Source organism: Streptomyces sp. NPDC006872 (assembly GCF_040635845.1).
In the GTDB taxonomy this organism is placed as follows: domain Bacteria; phylum Actinomycetota; class Actinomycetes; order Streptomycetales; family Streptomycetaceae; genus Streptomyces.
In genome coordinates, this window is sequence record NZ_JBEYIL010000008.1 from 1 (window position 1) to 15,753 (window position 15,753).

Below are 15,753 nucleotides of genomic sequence, written 5' to 3' on the forward strand. Positions count from 1 at the left end.
GAGAGCTACCTCGCCGGACTCCACCTCCGCGCAGCGACCATCTGGATCAGCAGCCTCCTCAAAGCCCAATGATCACAACTAGAGACAGCCCCTAGAGGACCGAGCGGGGCCCGACACCTTCCGGCCGACCGGCGAGATCGTCCCGTACGGCCGTGGGCACGGCGTCGAAGTCACTCATGGCCGCCTGCCTCACGCGCGATCTCGTCGAACCTGGCGCCCATCGCGGCGGCCAGCGCGTTCGCGCCAGAGAGCGGGCGGACCATGACCATGAAGTCGTCGATCTTGCCCTCCTCGTCGAAGTGGAGGAAGTCGCAGCCCGTGAGCTGCTTGCCGTTCACGGTGGCGGTGAAGACGAAGGCGTGGTCACGGCCGTCCGGGTTGGCGATCTCCCGGATGTAGGTGAAGTCCTCGAAGACCTCCGACACGGCGTTCAGGATCGCGGCGGTGATCGCCTTGCCCGGATACGGCTTGAAGGCCACGGGGCTGGTGAAGACGACGTTGTCGGCCAACAGGGCGGCGACGGCTTCCTTGTCGCCTGCTTCGACGGCCTTGCGGAAGGGGTGCACGAGATCGCCTCTCATAGTCAACGATTTGAATAGGTGCATCGCAGATTAGAAGCGAGGGCGCGAGAAGTCCATACCATAGTCACTTTTTTGACTATTCAACCTGGTGCTAGCTTGGAGTCATGGCTCTACGTCACGCGGTGATGGCCGCTCTCTTGCAGGGCGAGGCGTCCGGGTACGACCTCGCGAAGGGGTTCGACGCCTATGTCGCCAACTTCTGGATGGCCACCCCCCAGCAGCTCTACCGGGAACTGGAACGCATGGAGGCCGACGGGCTCATCACGGCCCGCGTCGTGGAACAGGAGCGCCGCCCCAACAAGCGGCTGTTCTCCCTCACCGAGGCCGGACTGGAGGCGGTGTGGGCCTACACCGCCGAGCCGCCGGGCAGGCCGACGGCCATCAGGGACGAGCTGATGGTCAAGGTCCAGAGCGTCGACGCCGGCGACATCGAGGCCGTGCGCTCCGCGATCGCCGAGCGCATGGAGTGGGCCACGGCCAAGCTGGCCCGCTACACGCGCCTGCAGCAGCGCCTGCTGAACGGGCGCACGGAGGACGAGTACGTCGCCGGCGGCGAGCCCATCGGCCCCTACCTCACCCTGCTGCGCGGCATGGCCTTCGAAAGGGACGACCTCCGTTGGGGGGAGATGGCCCTGAAGCGGCTGGAACAGCGCGCCTCGGCCTCCAGCGCCGGACGGGGCTGACCGCCGCGCGGCAACAGGGCCCGGTCCGCCGACCAGCGAAGCCACGCCCCTCTCAGGCCCCGTGCCCCTGCGGTTTCCAGCCCTTCTCGGTCGTGACCAGCAGCCGCTGCCCGGCGAGGCCGCGGTCGCCGGCGATCTCGACGAGGGCGCGCGCGACGTTCGCGAACGGGAGGGTGGGCAGGCCGGGGACCTTGGCGACCCGGTCGAGGCGCTCGACCGCGGCGGAGGGTGCGGCAGGGGCCTCCTTGAGGTTGACCGGGTGGACGATCGTCCAGTTCAGACCGCTCGCGGGCAGGCTCTGCTCCGAGAGCTCCTTGTCCTTGAAGATCGCGGCGACGACCGTCTTGTAGACCAGCCGCGCGAGGAACGACGCCTTCGCCGCCGTGTCCCCGACACCGAACGCGGAGACGAGCACGAACCGCTCGACACCGGCGTCCCGCGCCGCGTCGGTGACGACCGGCAGGGTGCGCTGCATCAGGTCTACGGGCTTCTTCGCCCGCAGGGCGACCCCGATCGCCGAGATCACCGCGTCGCTGCCGACGAAGGCCTTCGCCAGCGCGGCCTGGTCGTCGAGGGAACCCTGCACGACGGTCACCCCGGCCTGCCGCTGCACCGCGTCGGGGTTGCGGACGTAGGCCACGACCTCATGCCCCTGGGACAGCGCTTCCTTCACCACGTGTGAGCCGATGTTGCCGGTGGCGCCCAGCACGACGATCTTCATGGTTCTGCTCCTTGACTCGCGCCGGAGGGCACGCGTTTGACAGTACTTATGTCGTAAGTCTAGCTTGAATCGAAATTGATATACACCATAAGTCTTATGACCTGTAGAGGACGCCCACCATGAAGGTCCACCATCTGAACTGCGGCACCATGCATCCGCCCGGCACCCACCTCGTCTGCCACGTCCTGCTGATCGAGACCGCGAACGGCCTGGTCCTCGTCGACTCCGGCTACGGCCTCGACGACATCGCCGACCCCAAGCGGCGCGTCGGTCCGGCGCGCCGCTTCGTCCGGCCGGTGTTCGACCCCGAGGAGACCGCCGCCCGCCAGGTCGAGAAGCTCGGCTTCCGCCGGGACGACGTCCGCCACATCGTGCTCACCCACTTCGACGCCGACCACATCGGCGGCCTCTCCGACTTCCCCCACGCCCAGGTCCACCTCACCGCGGACGAGGCGCGCGGAGCCGTCCACTCCCCCACCTGGCGGGAGCGGATCCGCTACAGCTCGGCGCAGTGGGCGCACGGCCCGAAGCTCGTCGAACACCGTCCCGACGGCGAGAAGTGGCGCGGGTTCGCCGCGGCCAGGGAACTCGACACGATCGCGCCCGGCATCGTCCTGATCGCCCTCCCCGGCCACACCCGCGGCCACGCCGCCGTGGCGGTCGACACCGGCACCCGCTGGATCCTGCACGCCGGTGACGCCTTCTACCACCACGGCACCCTCGACGGCCGCTCCCCCGTCCCCGCCTCCCTGCGCGGCATGGAGACCGTCGTCGGGTTCGACCTGAAGAAGGTCCGCGACAACCACGCCCGTCTGGCCGAGCTGTACCGGCGCGCCGATACTGACCTCACCATCGTCAGCGCCCACGACCCCGTCCTGTACGAGAAGGCGCGCGAGAGCGCGTAACGAGGAGTCCCGTGCGGGCCCCCACCCACCGCGTCCCAGAACACGACGGAGAACCATGACCTCCGACGCCACGCCTCCCGGCGCCACGCCTCCCGGCACCGGCCCACAGGCACGCGCCACCGCACTCCTGCGCCGCCCCAAGCTGTGGCTGGCGCCCACGATCCTCACCGGACTGCTCGCCCTGCTGCTGTCCCTGCTCTACATGGGCGGCATCGTCAACCCGCAGGGCGACCTGCACGACCTGCCGATCGCGCTCGTCAACGCGGACACGGGCAAGCCGCTGCCCGGCCAGCAGCAGAACCTGGGCACCCAGATCAGCGCGGCCATCACCGCCGACTCCGCCGGCGGCAAGGCCGAGTGGCGCACGCTCACCCGTGCGCAGGCCCAGGACGAACTGGACTCCGGCAAGGTCTACGGCGCCCTGGTGATCCCCTCCGACTTCACGGACTCCGTCGCCGCGCTCACCACGGCCAAGGCCACCGAGCGTCCGGTCATCACCGTGCTCACCAACCCGGGCAAGGGTAGCCTCGGCTCCTCCCTGGCGAGCCAGATCACCACGGCGGCCGGCCACCAGGCCTCGCAGACCATCGGCAAACAGCTCACGACGGCCACCGCGGACTCGAGGACGAAACTGCTCCTCGCCGATCCGGTCGCCGTCACCACCCAGGTCGGCCACCCCCTCGGCAACCACAGCGGACTGGGACTGACCGCGTTCTACTACACCCTGCTGCTCGTCCTGGCCGGATTCATGGGCGGCAACGTCATCAGCAACGGCGTGGACACCGCCCTCGGCTACGCCGACAACGAGATCGGCCCCTGGCACACCCGACTGCCCACGGTCCCGATCAACCGCACCCAGACCCTGCTGCTGAAGATGGCCATGACGGCGGGCATCACACTCATCAGCGTCTCCCTCGTGCTGCTCGCCTGCGTCAGCATCCTCGACATGGACGCGACCCACATCCCCCTGCTGTGGATCTACTCCTACTGCGCGTCCCTCGCGGTCGGCCTCGGCGTCCAGGCCATCAACGCCGCCTTCGGCGGGATCGGCCAGCTGGTGTCCATGTTCGTGTTCATCGTCCTGGGGCTGCCGTCCTCGGGTGCCACCGTGCCGCTCCAAGCAGTACCCGGCTTCTACGACTTCCTGTCCCACTTCGAGCCCATGCGCCAGCTCAGCGACGGCGTCCGCGCGATCCTCTACTTCGACGCGCGGGGCGACGCCGGCCTCACCCGCGCCTGGATCATGATCGCGATCGGCGCGGCCATCGCGCTGCTCTTCGGCTTCGCGATGACCGCGTACTACGACCGCAAGGGCCACAAGCGCCTGACCCCACAGCCCGCTTGATCCGACGCGCTCGGTCAGCTCTTGCCGAGCAGCCGCCAGATCTGGTTCCTCTTGGTGCTCAGCACGCTCGCCGCGTCACAGGTCCACTGGTGGACCAGCGCGCCGGCCGTCGTCGAGACGTTGCTGACGTCGACGCACTTGCCGCTGTGCACGGCGACCAGCTGGTAGTCGTGGCTGTTGCCGAGCGCGGTGACGGGGTTGAGGGTGAACTGCTGGTTGGTGGTGCCGTTGCAGGTGTACTGGATGACGGCGGCGCCGTCGGCGGAGGAGGCCCCGGACACGTCCAGGCACTTGCCGCTGTACTCGTTCACCACGGTGTACGTGTTGGTCTTGCCGCTCACCGGCTTGAAGTCCAGCATCTGCTGATACCCGCCCTCGCAGTGGTACTGCTGGTACTGCGTGCCGTTGGCGGTGCTGCGGCCGGTGTCGTCCAGGCACTGTCCGCTGTTCTGGCTCACGGCGACCGTGGCGACGGTGGTGTCGGACGGCGGGAGCAGGGTGAGGGTGTAGCCGTCGGAGGCGCTCGTCCAGGGGACGGTGACGGAGGCGGCGTTGCCGCTGACGGTCAGGGTCTGGTCGGAGACGGTGACCGGGCCGGTCACGGCTGCGCCGCCGTTGCTGGGGATGCGCTGGAGGACCGCGCGTACCTTGCCGTTCTCGACGACGGACGTGGTGTCGAGGCGGTTCAGGTTGACCGTGACGGTGCCGGTGTTGCCGTTGCTGCCGAGCAGGATCTTCGCGTTCTTCGCGGTGTTGTCCTTGGTCGCGAGCCCGTCGGTGTTGGTGCCGGGGATGAAGTTGACGATGTTGCCGGACTGCGAGCCGTAGTAGCGGTACATGAACCACTCGCCGAGCGGCAGGTACTGGCTGCCGGTCTTGGTGAGCAGGTTCGCCTCGAAGTCGTGCAGGTTGCCGGCCGAGGCCCAGTTGGCACGCAGGCCGTCCGCTCCGGCCCGCTCCAGACGGGAGATGTACCAGGCGCCGCGGCCGGGGTTCTGCTCGTCGGTGTTGCCGTACTCGTTGACCTGGAACGGACGGCTCGTCGTCATCGATCGGGCCGACAGCTTGGACCGCAGGGAGCTGCCGTCGGCGACTGGGTCACCCGGGAGGTCGTGCCAGCTGTAGACGTTCGGCTCGACGTTGTTGGCCTTCACGTAGTCGAGGTAGGTGTTCCACCAGGTGTTCGAACTCGTGGGCCTGCCGCAGGTGCTCGCCCCCACGACGACCGCGCCCGGGATGGCGGCCCGGATCTTCTGGTAGGCCCGCTTCCACATCTCCAGGTACTGGGTCTGCCCGGAGCCCCAGAAGAGCGAGCAGTCCGGCTCGTTCCAGATGTCCCACTGGATGTCCGTCATGCCCGCCGCCACCACGTCGGACAGCAGCCGTGTGTAGAACGCGTCGAAGTTCGTCCAGTCCCCGCCGTCACCGGGGTAGGTGGGGGTGGTGGTACCGTCCGCGCCCCACAGGTCGTGCGGCAGGATGACGAAGGTCCCGCCGAGCGCCTTGGTCCGGTTGTACTGGGCGAGGGTGGAGTTCCAGCGGCGGTCGTACTTGCCCGCGACCCAGCCGCCGGGGCTGTCCAGCTGGGCGCCGCCGGCCCGCATGAACTTCCACTTGATGTCCGTGTAGAAGTGCTCCTGCGGCAGCGAACCGTTCTCGGACATCCCGTAGATGGTGCCCGAGGCACGATAGGCGGGGGCGCCCCCGGCGGTGGAGAAGTCGACGGTGACGGAGGTGTCGGCGGCCTGCGCGCTGGTGCCGGGGAGCGTGACGGCGGCGAGCGAGGCCAGCAGGACGGCGAGCGCGGTGGGCACGCGGAGGCGGCGGGCCCCTGTACGGCCCTGTCTGCGCCCCCGTCCGATCGGGGAAGGTACGCGAGGTGTACGCACTGCGGGTCTCCCGAGTGTCGGTGTGGTGCCTGGGCGCGGCTCGGCCCAGGCGGTCTTCAGTCGCCGGTGGCCGCGAGGGACTCCGCGGTACGGAGTTCGTGGGCTTCGGCGAGGAGGAGGTAGCTGCTGGCGGTCCAGGTGTAGGCGCGGTCGCGCAGGCCCTTGCCGGTCAGGGCGTCGAAGTTCTCCGCGAAGCCGTGGGTCTCGCACAGGGCGCGGAAGCGGGCGCTGATCTCGTCCGCGAGACGGTGGTGGCCGGCCCGGCGCAGGCCGTCCTCGATGAGGACGGTGGCGGGGGCCCAGATCGGGCCGCGCCAGTAGCCGTCGGAGAGGTAGTGCGGTGAGGCGGGCAGTTCGGTGGCCAGGCCGTGATCGGTCAGGTGGGTCTCGATGCGTTCGGCCAGCACGGCGCTGATGTCCTCCGGCAGGTGCTCGCCGAGCGCGATGGGCATCAGGTCGAGCAGACTGGAGCTGCTCCAGGAGTGGTCACCGTGGGCGGAACGGGCGACGAACCGGTCCCCCGTCCACAGTTGGTCGAGTATGGCCGCCTGGGTCGCGTCGGCTGTACGCGTCCAGTGGTGGGCGTCGTCGGAGCGGCCCAACTCACTGGCCAGATCGGCGAGTTCACGCATCTGCAGGACGAGGAACGCGGCCAGGTCGGCGCTGACGAGCACCCGCTCGGGGTCGAAGGTCGTGGCGTTGTCCCAGCCGCTGTCGTTGCCGTGCTGGTAGTGGGGCAGGGCGCTGTCGGCGGCTCGGCGGGCGGTGAGCCAGAAGTCCGTCCAGCGCTTCAACATGCCGTACGCCTGGGCGAGTTCCGGTCGGCCGAGTGGCTCGGGCAGCCGTCGGCGAAGGTGACCGAAGGCCCAGCCGTGGATGGGCGGCTTGACGAAGTTGTAGAGGACCTCGGAGTGGGTGACCGAGTCGGGCAGGGCCCCGCTCTCGTCCTGGTGGTCGAAGGGCAGCGCGAACTGGTCCCCGGCCAGCTCGGGCGAACCGGGGGCCAGGGCAAGGGCGTTGAAGCAGTGGTCCCAGCTCCACACCTTGTCCATCCAGTGCTTGGACATCAGCACCGCCGGTCGCGTGACCAGGCCGGCGGGGCGCACGGTCGCGGACCACACCACGTACGCGGCGAGTTCGGCGGCCGGGGTGCCCGACGAGCGCCAGGGGGCGACCGTGTCGACGAACGCGGCGAAGGAGCGCCGCGCGACGGCCACCACCTCGTCGAACGGCGCCGAGGAGACGTACGGCGGTCGCGCGGTGTCGAGTTCCTCGACGGCGGCCTCCCAGCGACCGTCGGCATCGGCGCAGATCGTGAGACCGCGGTCCCCTCGCCCCAGCGCCTGGGCGCCGGACACCTCGGCCACGACGCCGGCCAGCACGGTGATGCGGTAGCGGCGCCCGGTCTCGTACGAGGTGAACACGTGGGCGTCGGCTGCCGGGTCGTGGAAGAAGTACGTACCGCTGAACGGGGTCAGTGCCTGCGCCGCCGCGCTGACGCTGAACCCGAGTCCGGTGCCGCGCAGGCGCACGGTGTCCGGCGACTCGTAGGCGAGGTCGACGCGCCCGCCCCCACCGGTCCAGCCGAGCAGACTCGGCGACGCCTGTATGCGGGTCTCCGCCCGGTCGCCCGTCGCCGGGTCGAGGGGGACGAACCGTAGGACGGCGTGCATGCCGTTCTGGTGCGAGACGAGGTGGAGGTCCTCGGCGCGGGTCTTCTCCGCGAGCACGGGAGAGATCCCGAACCAGGATCCGTGCATGCTGAACGGGATGTCGTGGACGGAGAAGGCAGGGCCGGACGAGGCGGCGGTCATGGCGGCGTGACTCGTTTCTTCAACGGGGTGTCTACGGCACGAAAAGGGGGGAGCGTCAGTCCTTGACGGCGCCGGCCGTCACACCGGCGGCGACGTACCGCTGGGCGAGGACGAGGATGACCGCGGCGGGCAGCGAGGCCACGACGGCGGTGGCCATGATGGCGTTCCACTCCTGGTTGTTGTTGCCGATGTACTGGTAGATGCCGAGGGTGATCGGCTGATGGGCGCCGCCGGCCGCGAGGGTGCTCGCGAAGACGAAGTCGGACCAGGACCACAGGAACGCGAACAGCGACACCGTGACGATCGCGTTGCGGCTCATCGGCAGCACGATGGACCAGAAGGTGCGCAGCGGGCCGGCGCCGTCGGTCTTCGCGGCCTGGAGCAGTTCGCCGGGGATGCCGGACATGAACGCGGTGAAGATCAGTACGGCGAAGGGCACCGCCAGCGTCGAGTCCGCGACGATCAGGCCGGGCACGGACTGGAGCAGGCCGAGGCTGAGGTAGACGGCGTAGAAGCCCATCGCCATGATGATGCCGGGGATCATCTGGGCGGCCAGGAGGACGAAGTTCAGGACTCCGCCGCCGCGCGGGCGCAGCTTGGCCAGCGCGTAACCGGCGGGCGCGGCCAGCGCCACGGTCAGCACGACGGTGCCCAGACCGATGACGAGACTGGTGCCGAGATACGGCAACTGCTGGTCCACGACGGCCCGGTAGCCCTCCAGGGTGCCGTTGACCGGGAACAGGTCCGGCGGGCTCTTGCGCATGTCCTGGTCGCGGGTGAAGGACACGTTCAGCATCCAGTAGACCGGGAAGAGCATGAGCGCGGTCAGCAGGAGACCGATGCCGGTCTTCCACCACGTGCGGCCGCGTCGGGCGGGGAGGTTCATGACACCGTCTGCTTTCGCTGGACCCTCATGTACACCAGCCCGAAGACCAGGGCGGCGACGACAAGCAGGTTGCCGACGGCCGCGCCGGGGCCGAAGGCGGGCAGCAGGTTGCCGAAACCGAGCTGGTAGGACCAGGTGGCGAAGGTGGTGGACGAGTCCGCCGGACCGCCCTTGCTCATGATCCAGATGATGTCGAAGACCTTGAGCGTGTAGACGAGGCCCAGCAGCAAGGTGATGGCGGACACCGGGCGCAGCAGGGGGAACGTGATGCGCCAGAACCGCTGCCAGGCGTTCGCGCCGTCCAGGGCCGCGGCCTCGTACAGGCTGGTGGGGATGGACTGGAGGCCGCTGTAGAGCACCACCAGGTTGAACGGGACGCCGATCCAGATGTTCGCGATGATCACCGAGGTGAGCGACCAGTCCGGCGAGGTCAGCCAGTTCACCGGCCCGACGCCGACGGCGTGCAGGGCTGCGTTGACGACACCCGAGTCGCTGTTGAGCATCCACGACCAGGTGGACGCCGACACGATGAGCGGCAGCAGCCACGGCACGAGGAACAGCGCGCGCAGGGTGGCGGAGAGCCGGAAGTGCTGGTTGAAGAAGACCGCGAGGGCCAGGCCGATCGCGTATTGGAAGACCAGGCACACGGCGGTGAACACCGCGGTGTGCAGGAGCGCTGGGGCGAAGGTCGGATCGTCGAGGACGGCTCGGTAGTTGCTCAGGCCCGTGAACGGGGCGTCGCCCTGGACGAAGGAGCGGACGGTGTAGTTCCGCAGGCTCAGATCGATGTTGCGGTAGAGCGGATAGGCGTAGAAGAGGACGAGGTAGAGGGTGACCGGGGCGAGGAACGCCCAGGCCGCCCACTGCGGGGAGGCGGGACGGCGACGGGTCGTCGCGCGGGCCGGGGGCGGGGCGGCGGTGGCCGCCCCGGTCCCCCCGCGCACCGGCTGCGGGTCCGGCGGGTGTGTCGTGCGGTTCATCAACGGGCCTCTGACATCGGCTACTTGACGGCGGACTGGGCGGCCGTGAGCGCGTCCTCGGGCGACTCGGAACCGCTGAGGGCGGCCTGGACCGCCTTCCACATCTGCTCCGAGATCTTGGGGTACTTGGTGCCCAGGCCGTCGCTCGTGCGCCCCTTGGCCGCCTTCACCGCGTCGACCCATGGCTGCAGCTGGGCGTCGGCCGCCACCTGCTTGTCCTGGACCTCGGTGGTGGGCGCGATGTAGGACAACGTGGTGTCGGTGGCGAGGAGGTTCTCGGTGCTGGTCAGGCACGACACGAGCTTCTGCGAGGTGGCGTAGCGGCCGGTGTCGCCCTGCACGGGGACGGTGACGAACTCGCCGCCCGTCGGAGCCGCGGCGTTGCCTCCGGAGGCGGCGGGCACCGGGACGACCCCGTACTCGAAGCCCGCCTTCTCGGCGTTCGCGAGCTGCCAGGTGCCGTTCTCGCTGAACGCGTAGTCGCCGGTCGCGAACTCCTGCCAGCTGGTGGTCTGGGTGTTGTTGATGACCGAGTTGGGGGCGTAGCCCTTGTCCAGCCAGCCCTTCCACAGCGACAGCGCGGACACGGCCCCGGTCGAGGCGACGTCGGTGAGCTGCGCGCCCGAGCCCCAGAACCAGGGCAGGAACTGGAAGCTGCCCTCCTCGGTCCCGATCGCGGAGAACGTGATGCCCTTCTTGCCGGACTTCTTGACCTTCTCCAGCGCCGCCGTCAGCGAATCCCAGTCCTTGACCGAGGCGATGTCCACCCCGGCCGCCTTCAGCACCTCCTTGTTGTAGTAGAGCGCCAGGGTGTTGGCCCCGATCGGGGTGCCGTACGTCTTCCCGCCCACCTGGCCGGCGCCGAGCAGGTTGGCGTCGACGGCCGCGGTGTCGATCTTGTTGTCGTCGGTCGTGGTGAGCACACCTGCCTCGGCCAGCGTCGACACCACGGGGTTGTCGACGATGAGCAGGTCCGCGGAGTTGTCCTGCTGCGCGGCCAGCAGCGCCTTGTTCGACAGGTCGCTGGTGTCGAAGGCGGTCCGCTTGATCTTCACGCCGGCCTCGGCACCGCAGCCGTCCAGCAGCTTCGCCCACGCCGAGGTCTTGTCGAACTGCGGGTACGGGTCCCAGATGGTGTACGTGCCGCTGTCCTCGGCCTTCGTGGAACCGCTTCCACCGGAGGAGCACGCGGTGGTGCCGGTGGCGAGGGCGACGACGGTCAGGGCTGCGGCGGTGAAGCGCCGTCTGGCGGGTGTGTTCATTGCGGGTTCCTCTTGGTTCTTGGCACAGGGGTGCCCGGGAAGGGGTGGCCTGGGGGTGTCGGGGCCTGCCGAACCGGGCCACCGGGTTGATCGGGCGGCCCTGACGGAAGGGGAAAGACGCGCGGGGGGGGAGGCGCGCTGGAAAGAAGGAAGCGTGCTGGAGGGGACGAGAAGTGTCGGTGGGGACGAGGAGTGTCGGTGGGGACGAGGTTGGGTTCGGAGGGTCAGGAGGTCGCGTCGAGGCCCGCGTCCGCTGCCTGGCCGGCGGGCGGGGTACCGGCGGGCCCCGTGCTGGAGCGCAGCGAGATCGGCGGGGCGAGAAGCTGGTGCCGGGGCGGCGCGTCGGGGTGGTCGAGTCGCTCCACGAGCAGGTTGACGGCGAGGCGGCCCATCTCGGCCGCCGGTACATCCGCCGCGGTGAGCTGCGGGGTCACCGTCTCCGCCCAGCGGCCGGCGACGACCCCGGTGACGGAGAAGTCGCGCGGCACATGGCGGCCGGCCTGGGCCAGCCCCCGGTAGAGGCCGCCGAGCGCGGCCTCGTTCAGCGTGACCAGGGCGGTGGTGGCCGGGTCGTCGTACAGGATCCGCTCCAGACAGGCCTGGCCCGAGGCGGCGTCGTCCCCGCAGCAGTAGGTCCGGACGGTGAGCCCGCGCTCCGCCGCGGCCTTGGTGAACCCGTCCAGTCCCCGCTGGGCGGACTCGTACCCGGCCCGTAGCAGCTGCTCGGGCCGGTTGACGAAGGCGACCCGGCGGTGGCCGAGGTCGGCGAGGTGGTGGACGCATGCCTGCGCCAGCGCGGTGTGGTCCAGTCCGACCCACCAGCCGCGTTCCGGGTGTGCGGTACGGCCGATGGCCACCGAGGGGAAGTCCAGCGCGTCGAGGTGGTCGACCCGGTCGTCCTCCAGTCTGATCTCCATCAGGATCGCGCCGTCGACCCGGCGCTCACCCAGCAGCCGCTGGAACAAGCGGTCGCTGTCCATGCCGCTCGGCGAGAGCAGTACGTCGTAGTCGTGGGCGGCGGCGGCTTCCACGACACTGCCGATGAAATCCAGCTGCATTCCGGTGTAGTGGTTGCCGGCCGGCGGGAAGACCAGGCCGATGGTGCTGGTCCTGCCGTTGGCCAGCGCCCGCGCACTGGCGTTGGGCCGGTAGCCCAGCTCGTCGATGACCCGCTGGATCTTCTGGCGGGTGTCGTCCGACACCGGGCGCTTGCCGCTCAGCGCGTACGACACGGTGCTCCGCGAGACACCGGCCCGCTTGGCGATCTCACCGATGTTCACGGCGCTCCTTCGTCGAACCGGTTCGAGTGGCGAGCCGAGCGTCGAACCGGTTCGCGTGAAGTGAAGTTAGGAGCGTCCGCGAACAGGTGTCAACGCCTGCAACAGAACTTTCCCGACGAGCCGGAAACTCGGTCCGGAGTATTGCTGGCCGTTTTGCTCGGTGCTAGCTTCCCCGAACCGGTTCGACAACCGCTCCGGGGTTCTCTGGCATGCCTGCCACAAGTAGTCGCCGCCACACAGGGGCCACGCCTGCCCCCATGTCGAACCGGTTCGACCGTGAAGCTCTTCTCCACCACCCCGCACGGACACGACGGACACGACGGACACGATGGACACCACATGGACACCACGGAGACCTCAGTGCGACGAAAGAGAACGACAGCCATCGGCGCCACGGTGGCGGCGGTGATGGCCGGCCTGCTCGCCCTGCCCACCGCCGGCCCGGCCCGGGCAGCCGAGCCGGACAGGCTGGTCATCGATCTCGGCACCGACACCGGCGCCTTCCACGGCGGCGCGAGCGGCACGCTCTACGGGATCTACGGCGACGGAGTGCCGAGCCGCAATCTGGTCGAGGGCATGCACGTCCGCACGGTGTCGACCAAGGCCCAGGACGGTCCGCAGCACCCCGGGGCGGACGCGCTGGAGATCCTGCCCTCGTTCGTGGACTCGGGCGGCAAGGACGTCTACATCTATATGACCGACATCTACCGGGGCTTCCCGTACGAGTGGCCGGGTGCGGACGGCCCCGCACGGATGGCCGACTTCAAGGAGAAGCTCAAGAAGCAGGTCCAGCAGGTCCTGACGATGGGCGACTACAAGGACCACGTCGTCTACGTCCCCTTCAACGAGCCCGAAGGGAACATGTTCGGCACCGGCAACTGGAGCTACAACAAGGTCTCCTGGCTGAACGACCCCCGGTACTACTTCGCGGCCTGGAAGGAGGCGTACCACCTCATCAAGGGCCTGGACCCGGACGCGCGCATCGCGGGCCCGAACACCAGCGTCCTCTACGACCAGGTCAGGGGCTTCCTGGAGTACGCCAAGGCCAATGACGTCGTCCCCGACGTGATGACCTGGCACGAGCTGTCGTCCCCCGCCGCGGTCCGCACGAACGTGGCGAAGTACCGGCAGATGGAGAAGGACGTCGGCGTCGGACCGCTGCAGATCAACGTCAACGAGTACGGCCACAACTACCACCTGTCCGTGCCAGGCCAGGTCGTCCAGTGGGTCTCCGCCATCGAGGAGTCCAAGATCGACGCCGATCTGGCGTACTGGAACATCGACGGCAACCTCAACGACTCGGCCGTCGAGGCCAACAAGGGCAACGGCCAGTGGTGGCTGTTCAACGCCTACGGTCAGATGTCCGGCCACACGGTCGAGGTGAACGCCCCGCACCCCAACCAGCAGTACACCCTCCAGGGTGTCGCCACGCTCGACGAGAGCAAGAAGCAGTCCCGGGTGCTCTTCGGCGGCCAGAGCGGCGACGCGGACATCGTCTTCGCGAACGTCGACCCGGCCGTGTTCGGGACGACGGTCCACGCCACCGTCCAGGAGATCCCGTGGACCGGACAGGTCGGTGACTCGGCGCAGCCCATACGACTGGCCGACCAGGAGATCGCGGTCGGCTCGGACGGCTCGGTGAAGCTGCCGATGACGGGGATGAACGCGATGTCCGCGTACCAGGTCATCCTCTCCCCGGGCGGCAACGGCGGTGAGTCGGCCACGCCTTCGGTGAGCTGGCGCGCGTCGTACGAGGCGGAGAACGCCGCCTACACCGGCGGCGGCTACTCCAGGAACGGCCCCGAGGGCACGCCCTCCGACGTCGGCAAGTTCGCCACGTCCGGCAACTACAACGTCGGCGGACTGCGCACCGGTTCGGACGGGGTCCTCGCCTTCGACGTCGACGTTCCCACGACCGGGACGTACGACCTGAGCGTGTTCGCCAACTCGTACAACTTGTACGGCCTGGTGAAGGAGCAGGGACCCACCAATGTCTTCCTTCGCGTAGACGGCGTGGACCCGCAGGAGCTGCGGCTGCCGCTCGGCTACAAGTGGGTGGTCTGGGGGCACACCGACACCACGGTGAAGCTGACCGCCGGCAGGCACACCCTCACGCTCGCCGCCAAGGACGCGGACCTGGGCGTCACCAAGGGCGACGCCATCATCGACAAGATCGACCTGTCCCTGCGCGATGCACAGGTGACCCGACCGGCGATCTACGAGGCCGAGTACGCCACCCTTGCCGGAGCCCGGACCGACTACACCCGCCCCGGCGCGTCCGGCCCCGGCACCCTGAGGCTGCCGAAGCGCGCCTCGGCGACCTTCTGGGTGTACTCGCCCACCGACGGTGAGTCGACCGTTTCCGTCGACCACCTCGGCGGAGGACGGGCGAGCCTGTCGCTCAACGGCGAAGAACTCGACGTTCCGGCGATCGGAGGCGGCCGGAAGGGAACCGACACGGTCAAGGTGTTCCTCTCCGGCGGCATCAACAAGCTGACCGTCACGGGGACTTCGGGTCAGACCGTGCTCGACCGGCTGCGGGTCGCGCCGTCGAAGGGCACCCTGATCCCGACCGTGTACCAGGCCGAGAACGGAACGCTCTCCGGAGCGGCGACGACGACCGACGCGTACACCTTCGCCACGAACGGCAAGTCCGTCACAGGCATCGGCGACGGGACCGCCAACGCCCTCACCCTCGACGTGGTGGCCGCCAGAGCGGGACGGCACGCGGTGACGATCCGCTATTCCAACGCCGAGCAGGCGCCCGCCACCCACTACAACCCCGACCCGATCGCCCGGCACGCCGATCTCTCGGTGAACGGCGGACCGGCCCGCCGAGTGCTGTTCCCGACCACCTTCCACTTCAACGACTTCCGCGAGCTGACCGTCCCGGTCACCCTCAAGAAGGGCACGAACCGGCTCACCTTCACGGCGGAGGAACTGCCCGACTTCGACGGCGACACCTACAACGCGTACGACCAGCGTTCCGCGTACGCCCCGGTCATCGACCAGCTCACCGTCACACCGCTGACGAAGCGGTGAGCCTCGTCGCTCCGGGCTCGGTGTGACCCGCCACTGAGGACCGGACGGGCCGGCGCCGGCTGAACCGCCTGAGGTCGGTTCAGTCGGCGCCGCGCACGGGCGCGCGACCGGCTGCCCCGGCGCCGCTTCCGGTGGGCGATCTCCTCGCGCAGCCAGTGCTCCAGCGCGTCCAGTGTCAGCCGGCCCTCCCGCCGCTCGCGCAGGGCGGTCCCGTGGCCCGTCAGTCACTGACGCCTTCGTCGTCCGGATGACCCTGGTGCCCGCCGCCATGGCCCTGCTCGGCCGCCCCGCCTGGACCCTGCCCGACGTGGGCATCGAGGGCGCCGACCTCCCCGACCGCACACAGCAGAAGGACGCCGAGCGGA

General features: G+C 69.3%; 12 protein-coding genes. 4 read left to right on the forward strand and 8 right to left on the reverse strand.

Annotated features, from left to right (window positions below):
* Positions 1-170 precede the first annotated feature (170 nt).
* Positions 171-566, reverse strand: coding sequence for a nuclear transport factor 2 family protein (locus ABZ725_RS23550; RefSeq protein WP_358804955.1), 396 nt, complete (start codon positions 564-566; stop codon positions 171-173).
* A gap of 119 nt (positions 567-685) precedes the next feature.
* Here ABZ725_RS23550 and ABZ725_RS23555 point away from each other — a divergent pair, with 119 nt between their 5' ends.
* Positions 686-1,264: a PadR family transcriptional regulator gene (locus ABZ725_RS23555; protein ID WP_358804545.1), complete on the forward strand. Its 579-nt coding sequence runs from the start codon at positions 686-688 to the stop codon at positions 1,262-1,264.
* Between the two features lie 52 nt (positions 1,265-1,316).
* On the opposite strand, the gene ABZ725_RS23560 is transcribed toward ABZ725_RS23555, so the two are convergent.
* Positions 1,317-1,985, reverse strand: a complete 669-nt coding sequence (locus ABZ725_RS23560; protein WP_358804546.1) for an NAD(P)-binding oxidoreductase — start codon at positions 1,983-1,985, stop codon at positions 1,317-1,319.
* A gap of 119 nt (positions 1,986-2,104) precedes the next feature.
* Between ABZ725_RS23560 and ABZ725_RS23565 the strand changes: the two genes are divergently transcribed.
* Positions 2,105-2,890 (forward strand): MBL fold metallo-hydrolase, encoded by a 786-nt coding sequence (locus ABZ725_RS23565; RefSeq protein WP_358804547.1) that lies wholly within the window; start codon positions 2,105-2,107, stop codon positions 2,888-2,890.
* 55 nt (positions 2,891-2,945) lie between these two features.
* On the forward strand, positions 2,946-4,235 hold the full coding sequence (locus tag ABZ725_RS23570) for a DUF3533 domain-containing protein (protein WP_358804548.1): 1,290 nt from the start codon (positions 2,946-2,948) through the stop codon (positions 4,233-4,235).
* A 14-nt stretch (positions 4,236-4,249) separates the two neighbouring features.
* Here ABZ725_RS23570 and ABZ725_RS23575 read toward each other — a convergent pair whose 3' ends face one another.
* From ABZ725_RS23575 to ABZ725_RS23600, 6 genes are all read right to left on the reverse strand, one after another.
* On the reverse strand, positions 4,250-6,049 hold the full coding sequence (locus tag ABZ725_RS23575; protein ID WP_358804549.1) for an RICIN domain-containing protein: 1,800 nt from the start codon (positions 6,047-6,049) through the stop codon (positions 4,250-4,252).
* 131 nt (positions 6,050-6,180) lie between these two features.
* Complete coding sequence (locus tag ABZ725_RS23580; RefSeq protein WP_358804550.1) at positions 6,181-7,938, reverse strand: trehalase family glycosidase; 1,758 nt, start codon at positions 7,936-7,938, stop codon at positions 6,181-6,183.
* A 55-nt stretch (positions 7,939-7,993) separates the two neighbouring features.
* Positions 7,994-8,824 carry a carbohydrate ABC transporter permease gene (locus ABZ725_RS23585; protein ID WP_358804551.1) on the reverse strand — a complete coding sequence of 277 codons (831 nt, stop codon included), beginning with the start codon at positions 8,822-8,824 and terminating at the stop codon, positions 7,994-7,996.
* Positions 8,821-9,804: a sugar ABC transporter permease gene (locus tag ABZ725_RS23590; RefSeq protein WP_358804552.1), complete on the reverse strand. Its 984-nt coding sequence runs from the start codon at positions 9,802-9,804 to the stop codon at positions 8,821-8,823. Before ABZ725_RS23590 ends, ABZ725_RS23585 begins: the two co-directional genes overlap by 4 nt.
* A gap of 20 nt (positions 9,805-9,824) precedes the next feature.
* On the reverse strand, positions 9,825-11,066 hold the full coding sequence (locus ABZ725_RS23595; RefSeq protein ID WP_358804553.1) for an extracellular solute-binding protein: 1,242 nt from the start codon (positions 11,064-11,066) through the stop codon (positions 9,825-9,827).
* 224 nt (positions 11,067-11,290) lie between these two features.
* Positions 11,291-12,346, reverse strand: coding sequence for a LacI family DNA-binding transcriptional regulator (locus ABZ725_RS23600; protein WP_358804554.1), 1,056 nt, complete (start codon positions 12,344-12,346; stop codon positions 11,291-11,293).
* Positions 12,347-12,754: 408 nt separating this feature from the next.
* Between ABZ725_RS23600 and ABZ725_RS23605 the strand changes: the two genes are divergently transcribed.
* Positions 12,755-15,388, forward strand: a complete 2,634-nt coding sequence (locus tag ABZ725_RS23605) for a cellulosome protein (protein ID WP_358804956.1) — start codon at positions 12,755-12,757, stop codon at positions 15,386-15,388.
* The last annotated feature ends 365 nt before the right edge of the window (positions 15,389-15,753 follow it).